We start from the raw sequence: 26,567 nt of genomic DNA, 5'->3' as shown, positions 1-26,567 counted from the left end.
CGAACATCCCGTCCATGGGATGGACGGTCGTCTCGCAAAGGATCATGGTTCACCTTGGCAGCCGCAGTGTCGCCCTTAAATATTCAAACATTAAGCATGCCTGGCACTGTTAATTCTCGTATAGCATCACAAATTCCATATATAAAATCGATTATATTATAATTAATAACATTTATATAAATTAGGATCTCTTTCGACTCTTTAAAAAACAAAAGAATTATAGAAATAATAGTGGGAACCCAACAAAACAACTTGTAATATGTAATCTTTGTATTTCTATCAGCAACTCTACTTTTAATGTTTCCTACAATTTCTTCTAAGTTTTTAAGTGTGTCACATGATTCTAATTTTTCATTCCCCTGCACTCTCAACTTTTCAAAAGTAAAACAACAACTTTTCTCTATTTGTTCCAATCTTAAAACCTGATCATTGATCATCCAGTGATTAAATAAAGCTGTAATTATCACACCACTTATTATGAACAAATAGCTATAAATATCATCAACCTTTGCCAAAGCTCCCAAGCTGACTAAAACGACTGGAATTGCGTATAATCGAATTTGGATATCATTCAAAACCGCACTTACTTTTTCTGCATAATCGAATCCTTTCTCTTCTACTTGCAGTTGAAATTCACCAATAGCGAAATTATGAATAAAAATATCATAATGTTCATAATAAGTGTTTTTTATTTTATCTAGGTTGCTGAATAAAATCACCGACTCAGCTTGCTTTGTTGAATCATCTTTCACTAGTCTTCTTAGTGTATCGACCAAAGCCAATTTGAAAAAAGATTGTCTATCTCTGTGATGCAAGTTTCCACTTTCATCTTTTGATATTAAGTTTGAAATATCTTCAATAGAAGATATTTCACCAATATTAACCAAATCAACAAACCTATTTAGCTTTACTTCCAATGGCTTTGCAAATTTATCACCCTCACCTTTTATAAAATAATATAGAGCGATGCCATCATCTGTTTTTTTATCAATATCTGAAATTTTAGTTAAGAACTCAATCCACTTAGATATTATTTTCAACTTAATTAAAGAAGGATAAACAAGTTCGCTATCACTCCTAAAATCATCCTCAATGAAGTAATAGTAATCCGGAAGAGATTTACCCTGGATCAAAAATACTGAAAGTTTTTCAAATAAATCAGCTTCATTTTTATAAAAACAAAATCTATTTCCAGCGTACAAATTAAATTCAATTTTTAGAGCTGTACACTCTGCACTGGGTACTATATGACTTACATCCGCCTCAGCCCAATCAACTTCCACCTCAAACTTTCTAAACTTATCTTTGTGTTCAAACAAATATCTTAAAAAACAAGCCTGCTCACTAGAAAGGTTGATTTCTTTTTTTAAGCATATGATACCATTTTCATAAGATATCACATCTTCGAAAGATTTAAACAACTTAACAGTTTTATCAAATAAAATATCAATCATTTTCATCTTCATTAAGCAAGGTAACTTGAATAATTGCAGCTCTCACTTCTGGGGTTATCATTCGACCTCTGATAATCACATCATCATTGTCTTTGTTGAATAATATAGGCTTATTTGAATCAGCTTCCACCCCAACCAAACCTATATTTTCTAGATCAAAGTTAAAGTTAAATGCGTCTGTTGCATAATAAATTTTCGCTAACTTTTCTACATTACTTTTTCTAGCTTCAAAAGTCGCTGGCATTTCATACTTATCTTGTTTACTAAACGCTATAAAACTTTGTTTTTCTTCATCAGTGCAAGATGCTGGTAAATTAGATACTGCAATTTCATCAATTTTAGCAAGATGTACTTCTTTTCCAATATTATCCGATAAATACTTTACAAGCTGCGCTCTAGCACTTTTTTGCGTTGTATTATCAACATAAAACTGTGCTAAAAAATCCTTTAACACTTCAGGGGCTTTATTAACCGCTTTTGCGGGGGTGATTTTATTAATACAATCAAAAGCATTTGTAAAATAATCTGTATGCGTACCTTTACCTATAAAACTTAAGTAGTTTTTCTTGAAGTCACCTTTTATAGATTTGGAGTAACCACTTACATTTATATCTACTGCTTGATGCAACTTACTTAAATCAACATGAACCTCTTTAGTAGGTTTTAAGTTGGTTAACTTAACTCCTGCCGTATTAGTTATCATTGCAGCCATTAGTCGACAGTCAAGAAACGATTCATATTCAATAAAACAAATATAACCACCTTTACTGTTCGTATGAACAATTTCTTCATATAAAGCACCCATAGTGTGCTCTGTGAGTTCAAGTAATTTAACACTCCTCTCGTCTTCCTTTAGCTCTGCATCTAATTCTTTGAGTTTTAATGGAAAATCACCACTCCCTTTAAATTGCCCCCAAAGAACAGCAGTCCTGCCATCCTTGATTTTTACTAAATCTTTAGCAAGCTTTAGAATTATCTCATTATCTAAATTTAAAAGTTCACCAGCAATATCTGGTTTTTTATCTTTAAATAGCTCATGAATTACGAAGCGCTTAATTGACGCCATTGTATATCCTTATAATGTACCAGTCCTATAAAGTAGTTCTACAACTCTGGTAAGTCATCATCTTGAAAATAGGTTCATCAAGATAAAATTCCTTAACAATAGCGCATACCATGATTTTTTATATGGCATTTTTTGAATTCATACTTTCTCTCTTTCTATATAAAATGAGAAACTAATTCAATATACCTAAAAAAACTAACCAAAGTATATACTATTTCATCTACAAAAAAACGACCAAAAGGTTGCTTTTTAATGCTTTAACTCAATAAAACCACTTGAGGCTAACCATTACACATGGCGTTTCTACCGATGATAACTCTCTACAGAGAATAAAAACCTACGCTTTTCTTCTCAAGAAAAGCGGGGGCGGTTATCAATGATCTTAAGTTTCGCCTACATTGAGGTCGTCGAAGAAAATAGCGTGAGCCTGACAGGACGTCAGGCTAGCTTTCGGGGGGAAGGGACGCCCCATCGGAAGCGTTAGCATTTTCGAGTAAGGCCGAGGCAAGGTACCAATAAAGGTGGATGCTGGATCAATTTCCGTCGCGACATTTTCGCTTCCTTGCCTTAAGTAACTAGGGAAAATTGTTGCCGGAACGTCTTAGGTGGATGCAAGGAGGACTAGGACGAGCAGTCCTCCTTGCCCGGGTGTGGGCTGGAAGCCTACGACTTTGTTCCAAGCGAAGCTTGGACATCTAGTAAACACACTTTGTGAAAAGCAGATTATAAAAAAGGCGAACCACTCAGGGTTCGCCTTCATATCAAGGTTCCTATTCAGGAACCTCTAGCTCTAATGATTATTCATAATCACTCAAAGGGACGCAACTACACATCAGATTCCTATCGCCATATACATCATCAATACGGTTAACCGTTGGCCAGAACTTATTGGCTTTCACCGCGGCACTTGGGAACACCGCCACTTCACGGCTGTAAGGACGTGAATCAAACTCTGGGTCCATAATGTCCGCCATGGTATGCGGTGCATTGTGCAGTGGGTTGTTGTCCACTGGCCACTCACCAGACTCCACCTTGGCGATTTCGCCGCGTATGGACACCATGGCCTCGATGAATCTGTCTAATTCAACCTTAGATTCAGACTCGGTTGGCTCTATCATCAAGGTGCCTGCCACAGGGAAACTCATGGTTGGCGCATGGAAGCCGTAATCGTTAAGGCGCTTAGCAATATCCATCTCGGTGACGCCTGAGGCTTCTTTGAGTGGGCGCAAATCGATAATACACTCGTGAGCGACGCGATCGTTGCGGCCAGTAAACAAGACTGGGTAATGCGCCGACAGCTTCTTCATCACATAGTTAGCGTTTAATAGCGCGGTTTGAGTCGACTGCTTAATGCCTTTGGTGCCTAGCAGCTTGATGTACATCCAGCTGATGGGCAATATGCTGGCGCTGCCGTAAGGCGCTGCCGACACTGCGCCGTTATGGTCACTTTCGCGGCCAGGTTTTACCACAGTGTGGCCGGCGACAAAGGGCGCCAGATGAGATTTCACCCCGATTGGGCCCATGCCTGGACCACCGCCGCCGTGCGGGATAGCAAAAGTCTTGTGTAGGTTCAAATGCGATACGTCGGCGCCGATAAAGCCAGGTGACGTTAGGCCCACCTGAGCATTCATGTTAGCGCCATCTAAGTACACTTGACCGCCGTATTGGTGGACTATGTCACACACTTCACGGATGGATTCTTCATACACGCCGTGGGTCGAAGGATAGGTGATCATGATGCATGACAGGCTATCGGCAAGCTCGCTTGCCTTAGCGCGCAAATCGTCTAAATCTACGTTACCTTGCTTATCACAGGCGGTTACCACGACTTTCATGCCAGCAAGCTGAGCCGACGCTGGGTTTGTACCGTGAGCAGATTGTGGGATTAAACAAATATCCCTATGGGCATCGCCGCGAGACTCATGGTATTTCTTAATGGCCAGAAGGCCTGCGTACTCGCCCTGCGCGCCCGAGTTTGGCTGGATACACACGGCATCGTATCCTGTGATTTTCACAAGGTATTCAGACAGTTCATTGATTAACTGAGTGTAACCTTCTGCTTGATCTAGCGGGCAGAATGGGTGCATGTTGGCAAATTCTGGCCAGCTTACCGGCAGCATTTCTACGGCAGCGTTAAGCTTCATGGTGCATGAACCCAGTGATATCATCGAATGGTTCAAGGCTAAATCTTTGTTTTCAAGGCGCTTGATGTAACGCATCATCTCGGTTTCGCTCTGGTAGCGATTAAAGGTTGGATGAGTTAATACGGCATCTGTTCGCACTAATGCCGCTGGGATTGAGCTGCTGTTCGCCGCCACAAGCTGTGCATCAATTGCCGCCACATCTAGGCCATGGCCTGCGCCTAAAATGGCATCGAATAAATCGGCGATATCGCTTCGCAGTGTGGTTTCATCAAGGCTTATGCCAAACACGCCATCGGCATCGATGCGCAAGTTAATGCCAGCTGCGATGGCGCGCGCTTGAATGGCGCCAATGTCTGCGCCTTTCACCGACACGGTATCAAACCAAGCGTCGTTCACTAGGCTTAGGCCCTTGGCTTTAAGGCCAAAAGCTAAAATATCTGCCAGACGATTGATGCGCGTCGCTATGGTCTTAAGGCCTTGTGGGCCATGGAATACGGCGTAGAACGAGGCCATGTTGGCTAATAGAATCTGCGCAGTACAAATGTTTGAGTTGGCTTTTTCGCGGCGAATATGTTGCTCGCGCGTCTGCATTGCCATGCGCAGTGCCATGTTGCCACGGGTGTCTTTAGACACACCGATAATGCGCCCAGGCATAGAACGCTTGTGCTCATCACGGGCCACGAAGAATGCCGCGTGTGGGCCGCCGTACCCCATAGGTACGCCAAAGCGCTGGGCACTACCGAAGACCACGTCTGCGCCCATGGCGCCTGGTGATTTAAGTAGCATTAACGCCATCAAATCTGCTGCCACTGTCACTACCACGTTTTTAGCGCGAAGTTCGCTAAATAGCGCTGTGAAATCACTGATTTGACCATGACGGTTCGAGTATTGGAACAAGGCGCCAAACAGCTCGTAGTTAACGGCATCGGCGGCAGGCCCCACCACCACTTCAAAACCGAAACATTCGGCGCGGGTTTGCACCACATCTAAGGTCTGCGGGAACACGTCATCGGCAACGAAGAAGATGTTGGCTTTTTTGGCTTTAGAGACACGCTTTGCTAGCGCCATGGCTTCGGCGCCGGCGCTCGCTTCATCCAGTAAGGATGCCGAGGCAAGATCTAGGCCGGTTAAGTCCATCGACATCTGCTGGAAGTTAAGAATAGCTTCTAAACGGCCCTGAGCGATTTCTGGCTGATAAGGGGTATAAGCTGTGTACCAACCTGGGTTTTCAAACACGTTACGCAAGATGACGTTTGGCACTTGCACCCCGTAATAACCCATACCGATATAGCTCTTAAAGACTTTGTTCTTGTCGGCTATGTTGCGGATATAGGCTATGCCTTCGGCTTCACCACAAGAATCACCTATGGTGAGATCTTGAGGTAGACGAATGGCACCCGGCACAGTTTGTGCGGTGAGATCGTCTAAGGACTCTGCGCCGACAAAACTCAGCATTTCTTGCTGCTGAGCAGCATTTGGGCCGATATGACGGGTTAAGAAGAGTTCGTGTTGCTCTAGCTGGGTAAGCGTTTGCTTGGTCATGATAAACTTATATTCCAAATCTGCCAGTCTTAGTCTTAGGCGTCTTAGTCCTATGCGTCTGGGCATGTAGGGCACAGGGCGCTCGAAAAAACTGGAATGAGTACTGATATTTAAATACAGCTTGCTGTCAGGCGATGTCCGCTCTAAAACAGCCGTTTAAATACCTCAAAGCAAATAACAAAGAAGCTCCCAAGGGAGCTTCAATGTAGACAAATATGACTAGGCTTCGTCAATCACATCTTGGTAGCCTTCAGCATCGAGCAATGCATCCACTTCTGACTCGTCAGATGGCATGATGCGGAAGAACCAGCCGTCACCGTATGCGTCGCTGTTCACTAATTCTGGTGAATCTTCTAATGAGCTGTTCACCGCAACCACTTCGCCTGAAATCGGCGCGTAGATGTCTGATGCGGCTTTTACCGACTCAGCAACGGCGCATTCTGCACCCGCGCTGACTGAATCACCCACTTCTGGTAATTCCACGAATACCATGTCGCCTAACAGCTCTTGAGCATGTTCTGTGATGCCCACTGTATAGCTACCGTCGTCTTCCTTGCGAACCCATTCGTGTGAAGAGGCAAATTTTAAATCTGTCGGGATAGTGCTCATTGTGTTTGTTCCTTAAGTTCAGGTACTTTTTATATTTTTAGAATGTCTGTTAACTATCAACGGTTCGTGAGCCAATGCCTAAAAGGCTTGCTTACCGTTGCGCACAAAGCTAGGGGCAATCACTTTTACGGCAACGCGCTTCTTGCGCATTTCCACTTCGGCTATGGCGCCTATGCCCGCGGGCACCCGTGCCATGGCAATAGAATAGCCCAATGTTGGCGAAAAAGTCCCGCTAGTAATATAGCCTTGCTGCTCAACGCCGTCACTGTCGGTGAAGAATACTGGCATATCATGGCGTAAAACGCCCTTTTCTTCCATCACCAAGCCGACTAATTTTTCTGTGCCTTGGGCTTTTAATTCGGTCAGTGCAGCGCGGCCAATAAAGTCGCGATCGCTAGGCTCCCACGCGATAGTCCAGCCCATGTTGGCGGCTAGCGGGTTGATGCTTTCGTCCATGTCTAGGCCATAGAGGTTCATGCCTGCTTCAAGACGCAAGGTATCACGAGCACCAAGGCCACATGGCTTAACGCCGGTATTCAATAGCGCTTGCCATAAGTCTTCGGCGTCTTGCTCTGGGACGATAATTTCGTAGCCCGCTTCACCTGTGTAACCTGTGGTGGCGATAAACAAGCTGCCTGATTGCAAGCCAAAGAAAGGCTTCATGCCTTCTACTGCGCTGTTTTGCTCAGGGGTAAATACTGTGGCGGCCTTGGCTTTGGCGTTCGGGCCTTGCACTGCGATCATCGCAAGCTCTGGGCGCTCTGTGATGGTGACGCTAAAAGGCGCCGACTGCTTGGCTATCCAGGCTAAGTCTTTTTCACGGGTGGCCGAGTTCACTACTACGCGGTAGTGAGTGTCGCTTAAGTAATAGGTGATCAAATCATCGATAACGCCGGCGTTGTCATCCAGCATACCGCCGTAAAGGGCCTTGCCTGGGACAGTCAATTTGGCAACATCATTGGCTAATAATTTACGTAGGAAGTCACGGGCGTCTTGGCCGGTCACGTCCACTACTGTCATGTGAGACACGTCAAACATGCCTGCGTCTTGACGCACTGCGTGGTGCTCTTCAATTTGTGAGCCGTAGTTCAGCGGCATATCCCAGCCGTGAAAATCCACCATTTTGGCGTTAGATTCGAGATGCTTGTGAAACAGTACAGTTTTATTAGCCATTGTAATCCCTTTTTGGGGCCTCTTACTGGTATTAACCATGGGTCTGCTTTTGATAAAATCTGCGCAAAAGTATACCCACCAAGATTGAATTGTATAGAGAAAAATTTTCTAATCCATTAGTCTGAACATTAGTTTTACTAATGATTAATGCTTACTTAATTCATAACTTAATCAGCAGCTTCCGCTCATCCACTGATATTAAAGCAGTTTCTGCTTATCGGCTCAGCTTGGCTAAGGTTAATTTGAAGGCCTACACAGCTTAGGCAAGTCACTTTTGTAGCCCATAGCCTGTTTGATGAACACTGTTTTCAGCCCAGCGACATTATCCACTAGGTTTAATCCCAGATCGCGGATGGCTTTTTTAAGGGGATTACTGCCTTCAAAGAGGCGTTTAAAGCCTTCCATTGCCGCTATCATCTCCATGGCTTCAGCCTTGCGCCAACGCTCTAAGGGCCTAAGGTTAGCGTAATCGCCTAAGTCTCGGCCCTGCTCATTAAGCTCAGTCAAGGTTTGTACTATGCTGGCGGCATCGAGAAAGCCTAAATTAACCCCCTGCCCCGCCAAGGGATGAATAGTATGGGCCGCATCCCCTGCCAGTATCAGCCTATGGCGGGCAAAGTGGCGCGCATAGCGCATTCTTAGCGGGTGGCTTTGACGCTCACTCACAAGCGTACACACCCCAAGGCGTGCATCGAAGGCGGCGGTTAAGGCCTTAGAAAACTCATCCTTGTCCATGTTCAGTAATCGGCTGGCTTGCTCCGGCGGCACCGACCAGACGATAGAGTGTAAATTCGCCTCAAACAGCGGCAATAAGGCCAAGGGGCCATCGGGAAGGAAGACTTGCCTTGCGGTGTCTTGATGTGGCTCAGCGGTGCGGACTGTCGCGACTATGGCATGGTGGCCGTAATCCCAAAATGTTTGCGGGATTTTGCATTGCTCTCGCACCCAGGAATGGGCGCCATCGGCGGCAATCACCACAGCGGCGCTGATGCTGTCGCCATTGTCTAAGGTCAGCCAGGCTTCGCGCTCGCCAAAGGCTAAGCGCTCTAGCCGCTGGCCTTGAATATGGTGCAATGAGCTTAATTCACTGGCGCGGCTGGCAAGAGCGGCGCTAATGGCCTGATTCTCCACTATGGTGCCAAGGTGAGCTTGAGCTAAGGTATGGGCATCGAAGCCGATTTTCCCTAGGCCGTCCTTATCCCATACCGCCATCTTGCTGTAAGGGCTTAAGCGCGACGAGTCTAAATAGCCCCAAGCGCCTAAGTTTTCCAACAATTGCTGGCTGGCATGATTGATGGCACTGACCCTAAGTTTTGGCTCACCGCTGACGTCCAGGGTATGACCTGCGTCAATGACCACCACATTCATGTCATTGAGCGCCAGACCTATGGCGGTGGCGAGCCCCACCATGCCGCCACCTACTATGGCAACATCAAAGGTTTGCGTTGAAAACATAGTCATTCCTTCACTCTTTATGGCGATTAAGCACTGAGTCAGCATTTATAATAAAAGTACTGACCACATAAGCCGATTAATACTTGTGCCAACCCATGGCGCGTTGGCCTACGGGTTGTTTTAGCGGCGGGCACCATGACAATAGTCTTAGTCCCAAATTGCGCCCCGCCACTAAGGGCCAGTGTTGATTCGAAAAACCGCGCACTAAGAACTCGATATAACTTAAGGTGCTGCGCCTATCTGACTCACGGGCCAGGCTGTACTGATGCAAGAGTTTACTGTTGCCGCAATCCAGTTCCTTGGTCGTCTGAGTCAACTGACACTCCTGAGTCGCCATTGACTCGGCAAGGGCATCAGCGAGCATATCAATTAGGCTCACCACGTCTCTAAGGCCTAAGTTAAACCCTTGGCCCGCAATGGGGTGCAAGGTTTGCGCAGCGTTACCGACAAATAAGCACCTGTGATGTTGCGGCCTTGGCATATAAGACAGGCTCAAGGGATAGCTCACCCGCTGGCCCACATCGATAAACTGACCCGCCCGATATCCAAAAGCCTGTTGTAATTGGCTGAGAAATTCATCCTTTGGTGCGTCAGCTAAGTGCGCGGCGCGCTGTGGCTCCAGCGCCCACACTAGAGAAAACCTGTGCTTGCCAGCGTTATCCGCCATGGGCAACAAGGCCAAGGGGCCTGTGTCGGTAAAGCGCTCAAAGGCCTGGTGTTGATGAGCGTCTTGGCTGACGATATTGGCAACCAGCGCAGTTTGATTAAAATCCACTTGGGTGCGCGGAAGCTTGAAATGCTGCGCCACCACAGAGTTAGCGCCATCTGCGGCGATTAATAATTTAGCCTGAATGCGCGCACCACTGGCTAAGGTGAGTAATTGATGCTCAGGCTCGGCCGCAATACTGATTAAGGTATCCGGGCAATAGAGGCTTATATCGCTTTGGCTTAACTCATCGAACAGCACGCTGCCTACTCGGGATAGCTCAACCACTTGGCCCATGGCGGCGAGGTTAAACTGCGCCGCATCAAGGCATGTCATGCCCAAATGGCCTCTGTCAGACACATGAATATGCTCAATGGCGGTGCCAAGGGGCGCAAGCTTTTCCCACAGCCCAAGTCGAGTCAATTCGAAAATGGAGCCATGAGAAAGCGCAATTGAGCGAGCATCAAAACCTGGATGGCTAGCGCTTGGCTCGAATGCTTCGATAAGGGCTATTTTCAGTGGCTGCGAGCCCTTAAGTTTGCGTAAACCTAAGGCCAAGATACTGCCAGCCATAGCACCGCCAACGATGGCGATATCCACAGCATTTATTTGTGACTGTGCCTGTAACTCTGACATTGAGGTGACCTTAAGCTTGCCCTATGGGATTGAGATTAGTGGAGCGCCGCGCTCTGCTCGTTGTCACCTAGCTCTGGCTCTGGGCCAAATTCGGAATAACACAAGATGGCCGCCATGCGCACAAATTCATGTAGCTCGACAAAGGCCGCTTCTGATTCTTCATCATCACTGACATCAAACTCCACCTGAGCGATTTCCGCTAAGTCTTTGATCACTTCCTGGACATCTGCCGACGCCGAATTGAGTTTAGGCTGAATAATGGCAAGCCCTGTGAGGAAGCTCTGGGCCCATAAAGATAAGGCTTCTACCCGTTCACTCAATGAGGCTTCTTCTTCGGGTAATAATGGCGTGAAGCCAAAATCCATGTCCCCAAGGCGCGCGACTGTGTCTTGGAACAAGTCGATAATTAACAGCTGCAATTCTTGAGGCAGGGTCTCACCGTCATTCATCAGATCGAGCAAAGGCTTAACCCAAGCAAAGCTTTCTTGCTCCACACCACCACACACCAGCCCAACCAAAGCCCCATGAACTTCCACTGGGTGCTGACCTATGTCGGCCTTGTCTAATGCTTGTTTAAGATTGTCGATACATAATGAAGGGGGGGTAGCCATAATGGGTTCCAATTTATGGGATAACTTATGCAATGCTAGCAGAATTAGCCGCCTGCAAGCCAGACTAAAGTCAGCATAAGCGTGATCTAGGCCATACTTGTGGTCATCTGTAATCCGTAATCTGTAATCTGTAATCGGTTGTCGGTTGTCGGTTGTCGGTTGTCCAACATGGCAATCGCTCACTCAAGCAGCATCATCTGTAATCTGTAATCTGTAATCCGTAATCCGTTATCGGTTGTCCAACATGGCAATTGTTCACTCAAGCAGCAAATGGTACTCAATGGGCGGGCACAGCTTGCACTTTTAAGATCAGCCCTATATAGTCCGCCTTGTGTCGAGAATAAGGATCCTAAGCCGCCATTATGAGTAACAGTGCCATTGATATCACCCTTTTGGGTCGCACCTACTCTATCGCTTGCCCACGGGGTCGCGAGGAAGCCTTGCGCGCTGTGGCTAAAGAGGTTGAGCAGCAGCTGGCCACACTTAGGACTCGCACCAATAATTTAAGTCGCGAAGAATTAGCCATCATGGCTGCGCTAAATATTGGCTATGAACTGTTTGAAGAAAAACAAAAAAATAAACAATATATGGCGCAAATGGATGAGCGTATTTCTTTGCTTCAGGTCACGTTGGAATCAGCTTTGGTTGAGCGGACCCGTAAAGAAGACTAAACTCTAGTTAATTAGGACAGTGTCCATGACACTTTTCTAAACCCAGTTTTGCTCCCTGGGATATTCGCCAGCTGGTAATGTCCCTGTGCCGATAATTTTTAAACCAGGGTGAATGTTTTTACTGACATTGCGCATGCTCAGCTTGTACTGAGAAGCCTTAGGAGGTAATCATTTACCCGCCTTGAACCTACGGTTCAAGGGCTACACCGGCAGCGGTATTTTGGGGAGCATCTTATCTTATGAATCACAATGCACAAGCGCAACACGCCATCGATTTAATGGGCCGTGTTGCTAATCCAACGCCCGTTATGGCAGCCAGTGATCCTATCTCAAATGTGGCGTATTTTTCCTCCAGCGCCGCCAACAGCCAAGCCTTAGACACTACTGACTTAAGCCGTAATGAAATACGAAAACTCGTCAGGCAGAGCCGCAACTGCATCAATCAAGATGAACAAGAGCAATTAGCCCTTATCGCCAGTCGCCATATTTTGGCTGAAATTCAAGCTTCAAATGCCAAGCATGTGGCCTTGTATCGCGCTAATGATGGCGAGCTTGCCACTGATAAACTCATCGAGACCTTATGGCAAGAAGGGGTCACCACCTATCTGCCACGCCTGCACCCGTTTCGTGAAGGCCAGTTGATCTTCCTGCATTATGATAAGCAGACTCAACTTGAAGCCAATCAATTTGGTATTTTAGAGCCAAAACTTGATGTGACTCAGCTGATGCCAGCCTTTAAGCTGGATGTGATCTTAACGCCACTGGTGGCGTTTGATATCCATGGCAACCGCATTGGCATGGGCGGCGGTTATTATGATCGCTGTTTAGGCGCGTTAACCCCCCAAGCATTAGCCTTCGGCCCACCGGCCTTTCAAGCGCTCACGCCACCTATCGCCATCGGTTTTGCCCACGATTGCCAGCAAGTGAGCCATATCCCCGTTGAAGCCTGGGATATTCCCTTGGCGATGATCATCACCCCCACAAGGCGCATCACGCCGTAAGACTCTGAACTCGCAGGCGATCTAGAACGGCTCTTTGAGCCTACTGAACGCCCTTCGGGCTACGGAATGCGGTTCCGTTATCCGTAAGCGCAGCGTTCCGTTATCTTAATCTTTTACATCTTCAAACTAATACCAATCGTATTAATTATCTGGTCATTCAGCGGGAATTCAAAGGGGATTAATCAAGGCGAAGGCTTGAAGGCATAGTGGTGCTATGTCAAAAGTCTTCAACGCAGAGAAACCCCCTTTGAAACCCGCCCCTTGGGAGCGTCTCAAGCGTTCCACTTCATCGTTGCATTAATTTGAAAGGGAATAACCCTTACTGCATTAATGCGCCTTGAATTGAAAAGCTTGAGGCACTCTGATAGATCACATAATTAATGTGATTGGTATAAATGTCTGCCGCCATCCACGGCGAAGCTGCGGCCAGTGACATAGTGACTGCCCAGCAAATAATCCACTACCGCGATAATTTCTTCAGTGCCCGCCTCTTTTGGCAAGATGGCCTTGGCCAAAGTCTTGGCTTGATAAGCTGCATCATCCCCTTCATTAAATAGAATCATCGCTGGGGCAATGGAGTTCACTTTAATTTCTGGCGCGAATTTAGCGGCAAAAGATAAGGTCATATTGTGCAGCGCCGCTTTACTGGCCGCATAAGCTATGTGCTTCTTACTGCCCTTCTCTGCCACATAATCTGTGATATGTATGATGTTGCTGGCGCCAATCGCCGCGCTTTTATCTGTGCTCGAGGCCCCGAGCGCCGCCTGAGTTAATAAGGGTGCAAGGCTTAAGTTAATCTGATAGGGCGCCGTAACATGGATTTGCATCATGCGCGCCATGGTGTCAGCTGGGCTTAAGCCGTTATTATCCCCAAGCCAGTCTGAAGCGTTATGTATGATGCCATCGAGCTGTTGATGCTGCTGTTTGATGCGGTTAAGCACCTCATCTAAGGCTGCCTCATGGGTTAAATCGCATTGGTACACACTTGCACCTAATTGCCCTAACTCATCGATACTGGGGTAATGACTGCGATAGGTGCCTATGACCCTATGGCCTTTGGCTAATAAGTCCTTGGCGAGGGCATAACCTATTCGCTTGCCAACGCCAGTGATTAATAGGGTTTGACTCATACTTGGGCTCGCCTTTTCTAAGGTAAAAAAAACGCTAAGCCGAGGCTTAGCGTTATTATCTAGGTTAATTCACTAAGTGGATTACTTAACGAATTCAACACCCAGTTTGATATCAGCATTTAGCGTGTCTAACATGGCATCGCGAGCGTTAGCTTCGAATGCACTGACTTCACCATAAGGCATGACTTTTTCAACGCCATTCTTACCAAGAAGTATGGGCTGTGCGAAGAACTGAGCGTGTTCACTGCCGCCATCGACATAGGCACATTCAACCACGTTCGCTTCACCTTGAAGACCACGAACTAAAGACAGGCCGAAACGACAAGCGGCTTGCCCCATAGATAAAGTTGCGCTGCCGCCACCGGCTTTAGCTTCAACCACTTCAGTGCCCGCGTTCTGGATACGCTTAGTTAACGCAGCAACTTCTTCATCTGTGAAGCTTACGCCCTTAACTTGAGACAATAATGGCAGAATAGTCACGCCGCTGTGGCCGCCGATCACATTGATGTTCACGTCAGCAACATTCAGGCCTTTTAATTCAGCGATGAAGGTTTCAGAGCGGATAACATCAAGGGTAGTCACACCGAATAAACGGTTCTTATCGTAAACACCGGCTTTTTTCATCACTTCAGCGGCAATAGCCACTGTGGTGTTCACTGGGTTAGTGATAATACCCACTAAGGCTTTAGGGCAAGTTGCTGCCACTTTTTCCATTAGGTTACGCACGATACCGGCGTTGATGTTGAATAAATCAGAACGGTCCATACCCGGCTTACGGGCAACACCTGCAGAGATTAACACTACATCAGCATCGACGAGGGCTGGAGTGGGATCTTCACCGGCAAAACCTTTGATTTCAACGGCTGTTGGTATGTGGCTTAGGTCCACTGCAACACCTGGAGTAACAGGTGCGATATCATACAGAGACAACTTAGAACCCGCAGGCAGTTGAGTTTTTAACAATAAAGCTAATGCCTGGCCAATACCGCCAGCAGCACCAAGAACGGCAACTTTCATGATTATCTCCATCTAGTTTTTAAGTGTGTGACTTAGAGCCACATCAATTGTGGCGCCACATTACTGCATAGTAACAATAATTTCAATTATACCTTGGTAGACTTGAGTAAATTCTAAGGTAAATTTGTCATTAAGATGTAGCCCATATGTGAGGGTTTAGCCAGCCAACAGGCCTTAAGTGAATTTTTATTCACTGATAACGACTTTTCTTGACCAAATCACTTTATTTATTCACAATGCCTAAGATTTTTGAATAATACAACAAGATGAAAATACCTATGTCAGCACCGAAACAACAGGACGAGCTAGTCAGGACCTTTAAGGCATTATTAAAGGACGAAAGCTTCGCCAGTCAAAGCGAAATAGTCACAGCACTACAAGCCGAAGGGTTTGGCAATATTAACCAGTCTAAAGTCTCCCGCATGCTGAGTAAATTTGGCGCCGTACGCACCCGTAATGCTAAGCAAGAGATGGTTTACTGCTTACCTGCAGAGCTTGGCGTTCCCACTGCGGGCAGTCCGGTGAAAAACCTAGTACTCGATGTTGATCACAACCAAGCCATGATAGTGGTGAGAACAAGCCCAGGTGCGGCCCAGCTTATTGCCCGTTTATTGGACTCTATAGGTAAACCCGAAGGCATTTTAGGTACCATAGCTGGGGATGACACCATCTTTATTTGCCCTGCCAGCATTAAAACCATCGATGATACCTTGGAAACCGTTAAGTCATTATTCAACTATACCGAATAGGCCTTAGCGCGTAACTTGGGCTGAGATACCAATGCATCCTCTATAAACTCAAGGCAATAATTGGCTTAGGCTTTCAACATTCTTTGGTTTCCAATCATTGATAATCTCCGGCGCAATAGATACGTCTATAAAAATCCGAGTGTATTGATTACACTCGGAGTCTGATGGCTATTTTAGATCGATCAACCGATCAGTTTATGGTTAACTAATCGGCATTAGCGGCAAGGTTCACTTTTGATTTACTGCATGTCACTAGTACGACTCAGCACGTTTCACTAACTACTGATGACTCACATAGCGACATTTCTAATATTAACCATATTACAAGCCAGCTTTGATTTTGCGGGCTTGATGGAGCTTTTTATAGCTTTCTATCAAGCGTAAATGCGGCTCTATGCCTTCAAGTTGCATGCTGGTCTTGGTGAGGCCATAAAAACGTACCGTGCCATTGACTGAACCGACGACATTATCCATGACGTCTTTGCCATACATTCTGTTAAAGCTTTCGATAAAGTGCTCAAGCTCGAGATCTTCATCTAAGGTGACTTCAAGTACGGCGCTCACCGCTTGATAGAACAAGCCCCGCTGGACGGTATTGTCATTAAACTGCAGGAATTCGCCCACCAGCTCTATGGCATCTTCATGTGAGCCAAGTGCAAGATAAATCATTATCTTAAGCTCGATTATCGTAAGCTTACCCCAAACCGTATTCTCATCGAATACGATGCCAATTAAGGTGCGGATATCCGTGTGGTTATCCAGCTGGCTCTCTTCTAAACGATTGACTAACTTCACCAAGGCTTTAGTGCTCAGTGAATGCAGGTTTAGGATGTCTTCACGGTAGAGTAACGCTTTATTGGTGTTGTCCCAAATAAGGTCATCCACTGGGTACACTTCAGAATAATCGGGAACTAACATACGGCAAGCACTGGCGCCAAGCTCAGTAAATTCGGCGATATACACTTCCTTGCCCATGGCTTCTAAGATGGCGAATAAGCCCTTGGCTTCCTCTTCGCTAGTGCCTGAAAAATCCCATTCGCAGAAATCATAGTCATGCTTGCTGCTAAAGAATCGCCACGAAATCACCCCAGTTGAGTCGATAAAGTGCTCAACAAAGTTCTCAGGTTCTGTCACCGCCATGCTGTTAAAGGTGGGCTTAGGCACATCGTTTAAGCCTTCAAAGCTGCGCCCTTGCAATAACTCAGTCAGGCTGCGCTCTAGTGCCACTTCAAAGCTTGGATGAGCACCGAAAGAGGCGAATACACCGCCGGTTCTTGGATTCATCAAAGTGACGCACATCACAGGGAATTGCCCGCCCAATGAGGCATCTTTCACCACGATTGGAAAGCCCTGCTCCTCCAACCCCTTGATGCCGGCTAAAATGCTAGGGTATTTCTCAAGCACGCTCATGGGCACGTCAGGCAGGACAATTTCTTGCTCGATAATTTGGCGTTTCACCGCCCGCTCAAAGATTTCCGATAAGCACTGCACCTCGGCTTCTTGCAGGTTATTACCCGCGCTCATGCCGTTACTTAGGAATAAGTTTTCAATCAGGTTTGATGGGAAATACACTGTCTGCCCATCAGATTTTCTCTTATAAGGAATGGCGCAAATACCGCGCTCACGGTTGCCTGAGTTGGTATCAATCAGGTGCGAGCCTTGAAGCTCGTCATCTTGATTGTAAATCTCTAAACAGTAGTCATCTAACATGCCTGCTGGCAGGGCGTCGTCATCTTCTAATGGGAACCATTTTTCATTGGGGTAATGAACAAATTCGCTGTTGGCAATCTCAGTGCCAAAGAATTGATCATTATAGAAAAAGTTATTATTAAGACGCTCAATAAACTCACCAAGTGCCGAACATAATGCGCTTTCTTTGCTGGCGCCTTTACCGTTAGTGAAACACATGGGCGAGGCCGCATCACGAATATGCAGCGACCAGACATTAGGCACTATGTTACGCCATGAGGATATTTCTATCTTCATCCCAAGCTCGGCAAGCATGGCGGTCATGTTGGCTATGGTCTGCTCTAGGGGTAAGTCTTTACCTAGAATAAAGGTACTGGCGTCTTGGTCGCTAGACCCCATTAACATGGCATTGGCGTCGGCACTTAAGTTTTCAACGGTTTCGACGTTAAATTCAGGCCCGGTTTGGATCACTTTTTTCACTGTACAGCGATCGATTGAACGCAGTATGCCTTCCCTGTCTTTATCAGAAATATCATCAGGCAGTTCAACTTGAATTTGGAATATCTGGTTGTATCTGTCTTCGGGATCGACAATGTTGTTCTGGGACAGCTTAATATTTTCAGTGGAAATATCCCTAGCCTTGCAGTACACCTTGATGAAATAGGCGGCGCACAGAGCTGAGGATGCGAGGAAATAATCAAAGGGGCTAGGCGCTGAACCATCGCCTTTGTAGCGGATGGGCTGATCGGCGGTGACGGTGAAATCATCAAACTTGGCTTCAAGTCTAAGATTGTCGAGAAAGTTAACTTTGATTTCCATTACTTTGTACCCATTGCTTTATATCTAGAGTCGGCTGCTAAGCGCCATATCGGCGAGCCAAATTATTGAGGGGAATTATCGGTGTTTTTGGCCCAATAGTCTTGGGTTAATTAGCAGATTGATGAATAAAGCGCCCGTAGGCGCCTTTTGTTATGGCTTTCGTTATAGAGGTAGACGCTTACTTAAAGCTTTAGCTTACGCTAGCGGCGAGGGCCTGTTCAACATCGGCTATGATGTCGTCTATGTGCTCTATACCCACTGAAATACGAATTAAATCCTCACTCACGCCAGCTTTGGCTAATTCCTCGGGGCTAAGCTGCCGATGAGTCGTGCTTGCTGGGTGACAGGCGAGGGATTTAGCATCACCAATATTCACTAACCTTAAAATCATCTTAAGGGCATCGATAAAGCGCCCACCGGCAACTGTACTGTTTTGATTCGCTTGAGTCTTAATGCCAAAGCTCACGATCCCCGACGCCTGACCTGAGGTAATTTTATTGCAATTGTCTTTATAAGGGCTGTTTTCTAAGGCGCCATAATTAACCCAGCTGACATTGGGGTGCTGCTGTAAATATTGGGCTAAGGCTAAGGCATTACTGCAATGGCGCTCCATCCTAAGGCTCAAGGTTTCCAAGCCTTGCAACAATAAAAAGGCACTATGGGGCGCAAGTGCTGCGCCAGTATTTCTTAAGGGGACAACTCGGCAACGGCCGATAAACGCCGCAGGGCCAAAGGCCTGGGTATAAACAACTCCGTGGTAGGATGGGTCAGGTTCATTAAGCAGGGCAAACCTGTCTTTGTTGGCAACCCAATCAAACTTACCCGAGTCAATAATCGCCCCGCCAATCGTGGTGCCGTGACCGCCTATGTACTTAGTTAATGAATGGATAACAATATCGGCGCCATGCTCGAAGGGGCGGCACAATACTGGAGTCGCCACTGTATTATCAACGATTAACGGCACCCCATGACGGTGAGCTATCTCGGCTAAGGCTTGCAGGTCGACAATATTCCCCGCGGGGTTACCGATAGACTCACAAAAAAGTGCCTTGGTTTTATCATCAATTAGCGCTTCCAGCTCATCGAAGGCATCGAAGGCTGCCATGCGTACTTCAACCCCTTGGCGCGGCAAGGTATGGGCAAATAAATTATAGGTACCGCCATAGAGCTGACTGGTACTGACAATATTGTCGCCGACTTGTGTCAGTGCCGCGATAGCATAAGTGATAGCGGCCATGCCAGACGCCACTGCAAGCGCCCCTATGCCACCTTCGATGGCGGCAAGGCGCTGCTCTAACACGTCTGTGGTGGGATTCATGATGCGGGTATAGATGTTACCCGCCACTTTCAGGTCGAATAAATCGGCACCATGCTGGGTATCATCGAAGGTATAAGAGGTGGTCTGATAGATGGGGACAGCCGCAGCCTTAGTGCTTGCCTCTGATGTATAGCCGAAATGCAGTGCCAGTGATTCAAGTTTCATTGCGCCATCCTCTTATGCTATTGGTGTTTTATTAGCTTGTACTAAAGCCGCTTGTGTTTAAGCTGCTAGTGATTAAATTAGGGCTTGAATTCAACCTTTGAATTCAAGCCCTAATGACTTAAGTGCAAATCTAACAAATAGCCATCTAGATGTCCAAAGCTAATTCGTATTACTGCTTTTCCATATTCCTGCTTTATTTAGCTGACGCTTGCTTCGCCCCAGATTCGGCCAAAGCCTTTGTGTGAATTAACAGCTGTTTATCACCAGGCTCACCATGGCCTGGCACCACAAGTTCTACATCAGGGAATTTAGCGAGCACTTTCATCGCAGATGTCGGCCATTGTTCTAACACCGCTTCTCCCGTGTAGCCTAGGCTTGTTGAGTCTAAGCTGCGAACTAAACAGCCGCCAAAGAGAATATTTGATTTAGGCAACCAGACCACTAAATTATCTAGCGCATGCCCACCACCGGGATAAAATGCCTCCAGCTGGCCATCAAACAAACTCGCCTGTGGCAGTGCAAAAGGATGGCTTGCCAGCGGCTTTTCCGATTCTTTTAAAATCTGATTGGTTAATTCAGAGGCAAATGTCGGAATACTGTGAGCATTGAGCCAGCCTATGCCTGCTGTTCTGTCTTCATGTGAGTGAGTTGATACACTGCCAACCAATTGATAACCTTGTTCTTTAATCCAATCAACCAGCACCGCAGTGTCACTTTCAGACCAAGGGGTATCGACGATAAAGGCCTTTCCCTCATTAATCACCACTAAGCCATTGGCGCCGACTAGGCCAAAACTTTCAGTCTGTTGAAAGGACTGGTGCAAATACACATTATTGGCTAATGGCTCAATGCTAAATTTCGGTACGCTTTCCTCGCTAGTCACAGCCTGTGCCAAGTTTATGCCTAATACGTTAACACTTAGCAAGCTGACAACACTGAGCACTCTGGGCCCCGTAGTGAACACCTTGCGCACTAGATTTAACATCATTCTTGAAAACTCCATGTTGAACTCCATAATACTGATTTATTGAACTTTATTCTGCTTCATTCCGCAAGAAAAGGCATAAAACTACGAACCAACAAAACACTTATTAGGCCTAATCCCAGGACGATATAAGCATTGAGCTTGGTATTGGTTTGTATTGCGTCGATGACGAACACCCGAATGTTCAGCAGTAGCGCGATGATGCCGAGCAAGATGGGGATTTCAATCAGATGCGTCAAACTTTGATGGCCGACACCCGCCACCACTAAAGCCACCCAAAATAGGGGGATGAGTACTGGCGCACTGAGATCGCACCAATGCAAGCTGCCACGACGGCTGGCATTAAACCAAGCCACCCCAGCCAATAGCAAGTACCCAATAAGGAAGATAAGTGAAATAGTCATCATAAACACGACCCACAAGCGGTTTTTATCCAATACAGACAGCATGCCCGATGAGATACAGAAAAACTAGCCTTGTTATAGCGTTACGCTGGATGGCATGGTTTTTTTAAACAAATTTCAAGGACTTTAGTCGTCTAATGAAACTCACCTGACACAGAATTATGAATACCCTCAAAAGTCAGTCTTTCACTTGCATCCCTGTGCTCATTCATACTCTTATCTCAAGACTCATAGTGTCTAGGATTGATGCCTTGTGCTGCTTTCCAGGCATAAATCGCCTGTTGACTCATTCCCAAATATGGCCGATGCCACATCCAGATTAATTGGTAGGCTTCATGCTATAGGAATTTGCTTTGCTTCGGTAGTTGTTTTTTACAACACTCTTAGGATAATCGGTTGTTATGGATAGACTTTTTAAGAACTTAATGGCAACTCCGATGCTAATGGGAGGGGGTTGGACAAAATGGCTCGAGTTGTTCTAGTGCTCTTCTATCACGTTAGTGCAGCAGGAATTCTACACCCTAGTCCATAGGGATATCTTCTTACAGGAAAAAAGTCGGCGCCACTCGTAACGCCAGTACAATGGCGGAGAGCACTTTGAGATATAAATGAAAAAGTGAGTGCTATACATAAAAGTGAAATGACACAAAGCAAAAAGCCCGTCTCTATTGAGACGGGCTTTTCAGAATTTGGCTGGGGTACTAGGATTCGAACCTAGGTATGCTGAGATCAAAACCCAGTGCCTTACCGCTTGGCGATACCCCAATTGTAAGTTGTGCTAAACACTTAATTTGTTTTAATACTATTGGGTTTGATTCTAACGAATCTTACTGCAAAAGGAAATAAAGAATTATAACAGAGTGTTAAGCTAAAATTTGATGGTACGGGAAGAGAGACTTGAACTCTCACACCTCGCGGCACCAGAACCTAAATCTGGCGTGTCTACCAATTTCACCATTCCCGCATCAAATTTGAACTCAGAGTATACTCTTTTCGATAAAGAGTAAACTTTGACTTATTAGATAGTGGTCAGTCTTGCCATCTCTGCCATAAAATATGGTAGCAATGGCGGGACTTGAACCTGCGACCCCAGCATTATGAGTGCTGTGCTCTAACCAGCTGAGCTACATTGCCACATTTTACAACAAAAGTTGGCTGGGGTACTAGGATTCGAACCTAGGTATGCTGAGATCAAAACCCAGTGCCTTACCGCTTGGCGATACCCCAATAATCTCTATCTAACAGTACAACAAAAAGTGGCTGGGGTACTAGGATTCGAACCTAGGTATGCTGAGATCAAAACCCAGTGCCTTACCGCTTGGCGATACCCCAACAGCAAACTTTTTTGAAAAACCCGCCTAAGCCAGCCTTTCTAATAAATGGTACGGGAGGAGAGACTTGAACTCTCACACCTTGCGGCACCAGAACCTAAATCTGGCGTGTCTACCAATTTCACCACTCCCGCACAACATCTCACTTTACATCTGAGAAGATGAATAGCTTGTCGCTAAATCTCATTTTACATCTGAGAAGATGAAGAAATGATAGCCATTAAAGCCGGGACTTGCCCTACCTAACAACTTCACTTCACTCGTTTAACATCTGAGCAGATGAAGAAATGGTAGCAATAGCGGGACTTGAACCTGCGACCCCAGCATTATGAGTGCTGTGCTCTAACCAGCTGAGCTATATTGCCACTTCAGTATTTCTTTTTTGCCCTGTAAGTTTAGCAAGAAACTTATCCTACCTCACTGCGAGGAACGGGGCGTATTATGCTTATTCGAGGTATCTAGGTCAACAGCTTTTTTTCGCTATTTTTCTATTCGTGGAGCGTTCGCCTATAACTTCAGCAAAATGTTTACCGAATCGACAAATTCAGCCATTTTTGACGACACTGGAAGAAAAAATGGGCCTGATGCTAATCATATTAGTCATCAAGGCCCATTTTTCAATTTCAACGCAATACGCTTAGCCTAACTCTCTTAAGGTCTAAAACAGTCAGCCTGCGCTTATAGGTCAAACTTACACATTAAGCTTATACGTTGAACTTATACGTTGAACTTATACGTTGAACTTATACGTTGAACAGGAAGTGCATCACATCGCCGTCTTTAACGATATAAGTTTTGCCTTCCACTTTAAGCTTGCCTGCATCTTTAGCGCCCGCTTCACCTTTATAGGTAATAAAGTCGTCATAGGCCATCACTTGAGCACGAATAAAGCCGCGCTCAAAGTCAGTGTGAATAACGCCGGCGGCTTGAGGGGCACTGGCGCCGATTGGCACAGTCCAAGCACGCACTTCTTTTACCCCAGCGGTAAAGTAGGTTTGCAGATTAAGTAGCGAGTAACCGGCGCGAATAACCCGGTCAAGACCTGGCTCTTCTATGCCTAAGTCAGCCATAAATTCATCACGCTCATCGGCCTCCATTTCGGCAAGCTCAGATTCGATAGCGGCACATACGGCAACGACGACGGCATTCTCAGTGGCAGCAATGGCGCGAACCGCATCAAGATGCGGGTTATTTTCAAACCCATCTTCGGCTACGTTTGCAATATACATGGTTGGCTTTAAGGTTAAGAAGTTAAGGTAGGCCACAGCCGCCAACTCTTCTTTGCTTAAGTCTAATGAACGCAGCATTTTCGCTTCATCCAAGGTTGGGCGCATTTTCTCTAGCACCTCAATTTCAAACTTAGCGTCTTTATCGCCACCTTTGGCTTTCTTTTGCTGTCTGAACACGGCGCGCTCAAGGCTATCAAGGTCCGCTAAGGCCAATTCTGTGTTGATCACTTCGATATCGCCAGCAGGGTCGACCTTGTTCGCCACGTGAACGATATTAGGGTCTTCAAAGCAGCGAACCACGTGACCGATTGCGTCGGTTTCGCGGATGTTAGCCAGGAACTTGTTACCCAGACCTTCACCTTTAGAGGCGCCAGCCACTAAGCCTGCGATGTCCACAAACTCCATCGAGGTCGGGATCACACGCTGTGGGTTCACAATGGCGGCTAACGCGTCTAAACGCGGATCCGGCACTGGCACTACGCCTGTGTTTGGCTCAATAGTACAAAACGGAAAGTTTGCCGCCTCGATACCCGCTTGTGTCAGTGCATTAAACAGGGTCGATTTACCCACGTTTGGTAGACCAACAATGCCGCATTTAAAACCCATATCTGTACCTTTCTATAAAAGTGATTGACCAAATGATTTGGTAAAAGTGTCAATGTTTAATTAATGCCGAAGCTTATGGCTTTCGCAAGGCTATTCGGCTTTAAAACTGTGTAATCTGTTCATGGCTTTCACCATGTCTTGTTTAAATAATATTTCAGTGGCGCGCACGGCCTCATCGATTGCCGCATCCATTTTTTCTTGCTCACTGGCAGGAGCTTTACCTAGTACATAGCCGCTGACTTTATTCTTGTCGCCTGGATGGCCTATGCCAATGCGCAAACGGTGAAAGCCTTTATCGTTCCCCATCTGAGCTATGATGTCTTTAAGGCCGTTGTGACCGCCATGACCGCCGCCAAGTTTAAATTTGGCAACCCCAGGCTCTATGTCTAATTCATCATGAGCCACTAAGATTTCTTCTGGCAAGATGCGAAAAAAGTTTGCTAATGCCGCCACTGACTTGCCGCTTAAATTCATAAAAGTCGCTGGAATAAGCAAGCGTACATCCCGGCCATGTAGCGTGGCTCTCGCCGCCAAACCGTAATATTTACTCTCTGGCACTAAGGTAACATTGCAGACTCGGGCCAATTCATGCACATACCAGGCACCCGCATTATGTCGAGTCTGGGCGTATTCGGCGCCGGGATTAGCCAATCCGACGATAAGTTTTATATTGCTCATTGGCACTCAAATCTAGTCATTAGGGCGGTAATATCAAAAGCGCGGCATTTTAGCACTCAAAGCCCTTAGCAACAAATCGTCATTTCATATCATTAGAGCCCCAAGGCATGCTTCAGGACTCGCCGTTTAATGGGAGAGTCGATATTCGCCACTTTCAACAAGCCATTACGTAAGAGTTTAAGGGGCAATAAATCATTGCTAAAGGCGCTGTAAAACCCGTCCATTGCCGTCATCATCAAGCGATTTTCAGCTCGCCTTACTTGCTGGTATTTCGCCAAGGTATCAAGCTGCCACCATATTTCCCCCTCGCCTATGGCGCTGGCAAGCGTGTTCAATAAGGCGTCCACATCCTTAAAACCTATATTGACTCCCTGCCCAGCTAACGGGTTAATGGTGTGGGCCGCATCCCCTAAAATCACAAGATTAGCTTGATAATACGCTTGGGCATGTCTGCGAGTCAGTGGGAAACTGCCGCGGGCGCTGACACTAAACTCTGGCGCTAGGCGGCTGGGAAAATGGGCTCTGATTTGCTCAGCCAATTGCTCATGATTCAGCTGCATTAGTTGACTAATGCGGTTAGCATCATCGTACCAAACAAGGGAGGCATGATTGCCAGGCAGCGGCAGTAAGCTGCGCGGCCCTTGGGGAGTAAAGTGTTGCCAGGTGATATCTTGCTGGGGAGCCTTGGTATCAATATTAATCAGCATGGCCGCTTGTGCGTAATCCCAACCCGTTACGCCTATACCTGCCCACTGGCGCACTTGGGAGTTGGCCCCATCGGCGCCGACCAATAATTTAGCCTCAAGTTCAGTGCCATCATCAAGGCTCACGTAAATGCTATCGTCATGGCTGCGGCTAATTTGCTTCACCTTGCTCGGGCAATGCAGGCTCAGCTGACTTAACTGTGCTATCTGCTGCCACAGGGATAACTGAATAAGCCGATTCTCGAAGAAGTAACCTAAGTGAGGGACGTTAATATCTTTTGCGTGAAAGCGTGTGATGCAGTCTGGCATTTCCCAGGTTTCAAGCCCAAGGTAGGGAGCATGGCGCCACTGTTTCAATTGATCCATTGCCCCTAAACGGCTAAGCAGTTGCTCAGAGGCAATATTGATGGCGCTGACTCTTAAATCTAGCGCTTGGCTGGGATCATAAGCCTGGGGTCTTCGAGACTCTACCAAGGCCACTTTAAGCCCAAGCTGACCCAGCCCAAGCGCCGTTGCCGCGCCCACCATGCCACCGCCAATAACGATAACATCGACCACTTGGCGCTCTAAAGCCTGGCCTTGTTCGTCTTGTCCCTGTCCATCTTGCCCCCGTCCATCTTGCATAGTGTGCTCCGTTTAGCGGCTCTCTAAATGTAACCAAAACTGTGTATAAAC

20 protein-coding genes, 7 tRNA genes and 1 other RNA gene are annotated in these 26,567 nt (G+C 46.5%); 4 read left to right on the top strand and 24 right to left on the bottom strand.

Annotated elements, in window-relative coordinates; all coding sequences use genetic code 11:
* Positions 1-83 precede the first annotated feature (83 nt).
* The 8 genes from SDEN_RS04360 to SDEN_RS04325 form a co-directional block, all read right to left on the bottom strand.
* On the bottom strand, positions 84-1,454 hold the full coding sequence (locus SDEN_RS04360; protein ID WP_198134626.1) for a hypothetical protein: 1,371 nt from the start codon (positions 1,452-1,454) through the stop codon (positions 84-86).
* Positions 1,447-2,520 carry a nucleoid-associated protein gene (locus SDEN_RS04355; protein ID WP_011495290.1) on the bottom strand — a complete coding sequence of 358 codons (1,074 nt, stop codon included), beginning with the start codon at positions 2,518-2,520 and terminating at the stop codon, positions 1,447-1,449. Before SDEN_RS04355 ends, SDEN_RS04360 begins: the two co-directional genes overlap by 8 nt.
* Positions 2,521-3,317: 797 nt before the next feature.
* The gene (gene gcvP, locus SDEN_RS04350) at positions 3,318-6,206 is read right to left on the bottom strand and encodes an aminomethyl-transferring glycine dehydrogenase (protein ID WP_041405668.1); all 2,889 of its coding nucleotides are present in this window, start codon (positions 6,204-6,206) and stop codon (positions 3,318-3,320) included.
* Positions 6,207-6,425: 219 nt separating this feature from the next.
* Positions 6,426-6,815 carry a glycine cleavage system protein GcvH gene (gcvH, locus tag SDEN_RS04345; RefSeq protein WP_011495288.1) on the bottom strand — a complete coding sequence of 130 codons (390 nt, stop codon included), beginning with the start codon at positions 6,813-6,815 and terminating at the stop codon, positions 6,426-6,428.
* A gap of 78 nt (positions 6,816-6,893) precedes the next feature.
* Positions 6,894-7,988 carry a glycine cleavage system aminomethyltransferase GcvT gene (gcvT, locus tag SDEN_RS04340; protein ID WP_011495287.1) on the bottom strand — a complete coding sequence of 365 codons (1,095 nt, stop codon included), beginning with the start codon at positions 7,986-7,988 and terminating at the stop codon, positions 6,894-6,896.
* 237 nt (positions 7,989-8,225) lie between these two features.
* Positions 8,226-9,443 (bottom strand): FAD-dependent 2-octaprenylphenol hydroxylase, encoded by a 1,218-nt coding sequence (locus SDEN_RS04335; protein WP_011495286.1) that lies wholly within the window; start codon positions 9,441-9,443, stop codon positions 8,226-8,228.
* Positions 9,444-9,519: 76 nt separating this feature from the next.
* Positions 9,520-10,785: a 2-octaprenyl-6-methoxyphenyl hydroxylase gene (gene ubiH, locus SDEN_RS04330; protein WP_011495285.1), complete on the bottom strand. Its 1,266-nt coding sequence runs from the start codon at positions 10,783-10,785 to the stop codon at positions 9,520-9,522.
* Between the two features lie 35 nt (positions 10,786-10,820).
* On the bottom strand, positions 10,821-11,396 hold the full coding sequence (locus SDEN_RS04325) for a UPF0149 family protein (protein WP_011495284.1): 576 nt from the start codon (positions 11,394-11,396) through the stop codon (positions 10,821-10,823).
* 362 nt (positions 11,397-11,758) lie between these two features.
* On the opposite strand from SDEN_RS04325, the gene zapA reads away from it, so the two are divergent.
* The 3 genes from zapA to SDEN_RS04315 all read left to right on the top strand — a co-directional run bounded on the left by zapA (position 11,759) and on the right by SDEN_RS04315 (position 13,068).
* The gene (gene zapA, locus SDEN_RS04320) at positions 11,759-12,067 is read left to right on the top strand and encodes a cell division protein ZapA (RefSeq protein WP_011495283.1); all 309 of its coding nucleotides are present in this window, start codon (positions 11,759-11,761) and stop codon (positions 12,065-12,067) included.
* A 49-nt stretch (positions 12,068-12,116) separates the two neighbouring features.
* A non-coding RNA gene (gene ssrS, locus SDEN_RS20150) (6S RNA) lies at positions 12,117-12,298 on the top strand.
* Between the two features lie 8 nt (positions 12,299-12,306).
* Positions 12,307-13,068: a 5-formyltetrahydrofolate cyclo-ligase gene (locus SDEN_RS04315; protein ID WP_011495282.1), complete on the top strand. Its 762-nt coding sequence runs from the start codon at positions 12,307-12,309 to the stop codon at positions 13,066-13,068.
* Positions 13,069-13,445: 377 nt separating this feature from the next.
* On the opposite strand, the gene folM is transcribed toward SDEN_RS04315, so the two are convergent.
* Together folM and mdh are read right to left on the bottom strand one after the other, a co-directional pair.
* Entirely contained in the window at positions 13,446-14,198 is a 753-nt protein-coding gene (gene folM / locus SDEN_RS04310; RefSeq protein ID WP_011495281.1) for a dihydromonapterin reductase, read from the bottom strand.
* A gap of 81 nt (positions 14,199-14,279) precedes the next feature.
* The gene (gene mdh, locus SDEN_RS04305) at positions 14,280-15,215 is read right to left on the bottom strand and encodes a malate dehydrogenase (protein WP_011495280.1); all 936 of its coding nucleotides are present in this window, start codon (positions 15,213-15,215) and stop codon (positions 14,280-14,282) included.
* Between the two features lie 278 nt (positions 15,216-15,493).
* Here mdh and argR point away from each other — a divergent pair, with 278 nt between their 5' ends.
* Positions 15,494-15,964 (top strand): transcriptional regulator ArgR, encoded by a 471-nt coding sequence (gene argR, locus SDEN_RS04300; protein WP_041405667.1) that lies wholly within the window; start codon positions 15,494-15,496, stop codon positions 15,962-15,964.
* 321 nt (positions 15,965-16,285) lie between these two features.
* Here argR and SDEN_RS04295 read toward each other — a convergent pair whose 3' ends face one another.
* The 14 genes from SDEN_RS04295 to SDEN_RS04230 form a co-directional block, all read right to left on the bottom strand.
* On the bottom strand, positions 16,286-18,472 hold the full coding sequence (locus SDEN_RS04295) for an OsmC domain/YcaO domain-containing protein (RefSeq protein ID WP_011495278.1): 2,187 nt from the start codon (positions 18,470-18,472) through the stop codon (positions 16,286-16,288).
* A 190-nt stretch (positions 18,473-18,662) separates the two neighbouring features.
* Positions 18,663-19,955: an O-acetylhomoserine aminocarboxypropyltransferase/cysteine synthase family protein gene (locus SDEN_RS04290; RefSeq protein ID WP_011495277.1), complete on the bottom strand. Its 1,293-nt coding sequence runs from the start codon at positions 19,953-19,955 to the stop codon at positions 18,663-18,665.
* 193 nt (positions 19,956-20,148) lie between these two features.
* Positions 20,149-20,958, bottom strand: a complete 810-nt coding sequence (locus tag SDEN_RS04285) for a subclass B1 metallo-beta-lactamase SHD-1 (RefSeq protein WP_011495276.1) — start codon at positions 20,956-20,958, stop codon at positions 20,149-20,151.
* 41 nt (positions 20,959-20,999) lie between these two features.
* Complete coding sequence (locus tag SDEN_RS04280; RefSeq protein ID WP_157599829.1) at positions 21,000-21,347, bottom strand: hypothetical protein; 348 nt, start codon at positions 21,345-21,347, stop codon at positions 21,000-21,002.
* A 687-nt stretch (positions 21,348-22,034) separates the two neighbouring features.
* Positions 22,035-22,109 (bottom strand) — tRNA-Gln (locus SDEN_RS04275).
* A gap of 114 nt (positions 22,110-22,223) precedes the next feature.
* A tRNA-Leu gene (locus SDEN_RS04270) sits at positions 22,224-22,308 on the bottom strand.
* Positions 22,309-22,401: 93 nt separating this feature from the next.
* Positions 22,402-22,478: transfer RNA gene (locus SDEN_RS04265), tRNA-Met, on the bottom strand.
* 18 nt (positions 22,479-22,496) lie between these two features.
* Positions 22,497-22,571, bottom strand: a tRNA-Gln gene (locus tag SDEN_RS04260).
* Positions 22,572-22,601: 30 nt separating this feature from the next.
* Positions 22,602-22,676: transfer RNA gene (locus SDEN_RS04255), tRNA-Gln, on the bottom strand.
* 48 nt (positions 22,677-22,724) lie between these two features.
* Positions 22,725-22,809, bottom strand: a tRNA-Leu gene (locus tag SDEN_RS04250).
* Between the two features lie 154 nt (positions 22,810-22,963).
* A tRNA-Met gene (locus SDEN_RS04245) sits at positions 22,964-23,040 on the bottom strand.
* A gap of 378 nt (positions 23,041-23,418) precedes the next feature.
* Positions 23,419-24,510, bottom strand: coding sequence for a redox-regulated ATPase YchF (ychF, locus tag SDEN_RS04240; protein WP_011495273.1), 1,092 nt, complete (start codon positions 24,508-24,510; stop codon positions 23,419-23,421).
* Positions 24,511-24,600: 90 nt separating this feature from the next.
* The gene (gene pth / locus SDEN_RS04235; RefSeq protein WP_011495272.1) at positions 24,601-25,188 is read right to left on the bottom strand and encodes an aminoacyl-tRNA hydrolase; all 588 of its coding nucleotides are present in this window, start codon (positions 25,186-25,188) and stop codon (positions 24,601-24,603) included.
* A gap of 92 nt (positions 25,189-25,280) precedes the next feature.
* On the bottom strand, positions 25,281-26,516 hold the full coding sequence (locus SDEN_RS04230; RefSeq protein WP_011495271.1) for an FAD-dependent oxidoreductase: 1,236 nt from the start codon (positions 26,514-26,516) through the stop codon (positions 25,281-25,283).
* Positions 26,517-26,567: the final 51 nt, after the last annotated feature.

The organism is Shewanella denitrificans OS217, assembly GCF_000013765.1.
Lineage (GTDB): Bacteria > Pseudomonadota > Gammaproteobacteria > Enterobacterales > Shewanellaceae > Shewanella > Shewanella denitrificans.
The sequence above is the reverse complement of the archived record's forward strand: the minus strand, read 5'-3'. Positions and strand labels throughout refer to the sequence as shown.

Excerpts from the sequence above, each read along its gene's own strand:
- gcvH (WP_011495288.1), bottom strand. The coding sequence starts at position 6,815 with ATGAGCACTATCCCGACAGATTTAAAATTTGCCTCTTCACACGAATGG.
- argR (WP_041405667.1), top strand. The coding sequence starts at position 15,494 with ATGTCAGCACCGAAACAACAGGACGAGCTAGTCAGGACCTTTAAGGCA.
- SDEN_RS04335 (WP_011495286.1), bottom strand. The coding sequence starts at position 9,443 with ATGTTTTCAACGCAAACCTTTGATGTTGCCATAGTAGGTGGCGGCATG.
- SDEN_RS04315 (WP_011495282.1), top strand. The coding sequence starts at position 12,307 with ATGAATCACAATGCACAAGCGCAACACGCCATCGATTTAATGGGCCGT.
- SDEN_RS04230 (WP_011495271.1), bottom strand. The coding sequence starts at position 26,516 with ATGCAAGATGGACGGGGGCAAGATGGACAGGGACAAGACGAACAAGGC.
- ychF (WP_011495273.1), bottom strand. The coding sequence starts at position 24,510 with ATGGGTTTTAAATGCGGCATTGTTGGTCTACCAAACGTGGGTAAATCG.
- folM (WP_011495281.1), bottom strand. The coding sequence starts at position 14,198 with ATGAGTCAAACCCTATTAATCACTGGCGTTGGCAAGCGAATAGGTTAT.
- SDEN_RS04290 (WP_011495277.1), bottom strand. The coding sequence starts at position 19,955 with ATGAAACTTGAATCACTGGCACTGCATTTCGGCTATACATCAGAGGCA.
- zapA (WP_011495283.1), top strand. The coding sequence starts at position 11,759 with ATGAGTAACAGTGCCATTGATATCACCCTTTTGGGTCGCACCTACTCT.
- SDEN_RS04325 (WP_011495284.1), bottom strand. The coding sequence starts at position 11,396 with ATGGCTACCCCCCCTTCATTATGTATCGACAATCTTAAACAAGCATTA.
- gcvP (WP_041405668.1), bottom strand. The coding sequence starts at position 6,206 with ATGACCAAGCAAACGCTTACCCAGCTAGAGCAACACGAACTCTTCTTA.
- SDEN_RS04280 (WP_157599829.1), bottom strand. The coding sequence starts at position 21,347 with ATGATGACTATTTCACTTATCTTCCTTATTGGGTACTTGCTATTGGCT.
- SDEN_RS04360 (WP_198134626.1), bottom strand. The coding sequence starts at position 1,454 with ATGATTGATATTTTATTTGATAAAACTGTTAAGTTGTTTAAATCTTTC.
- gcvT (WP_011495287.1), bottom strand. The coding sequence starts at position 7,988 with ATGGCTAATAAAACTGTACTGTTTCACAAGCATCTCGAATCTAACGCC.
- pth (WP_011495272.1), bottom strand. The coding sequence starts at position 25,188 with ATGAGCAATATAAAACTTATCGTCGGATTGGCTAATCCCGGCGCCGAA.
- SDEN_RS04355 (WP_011495290.1), bottom strand. The coding sequence starts at position 2,520 with ATGGCGTCAATTAAGCGCTTCGTAATTCATGAGCTATTTAAAGATAAA.
- SDEN_RS04295 (WP_011495278.1), bottom strand. The coding sequence starts at position 18,472 with ATGGAAATCAAAGTTAACTTTCTCGACAATCTTAGACTTGAAGCCAAG.
- SDEN_RS04285 (WP_011495276.1), bottom strand. The coding sequence starts at position 20,958 with ATGGAGTTTTCAAGAATGATGTTAAATCTAGTGCGCAAGGTGTTCACT.
- ubiH (WP_011495285.1), bottom strand. The coding sequence starts at position 10,785 with ATGTCAGAGTTACAGGCACAGTCACAAATAAATGCTGTGGATATCGCC.
- mdh (WP_011495280.1), bottom strand. The coding sequence starts at position 15,215 with ATGAAAGTTGCCGTTCTTGGTGCTGCTGGCGGTATTGGCCAGGCATTA.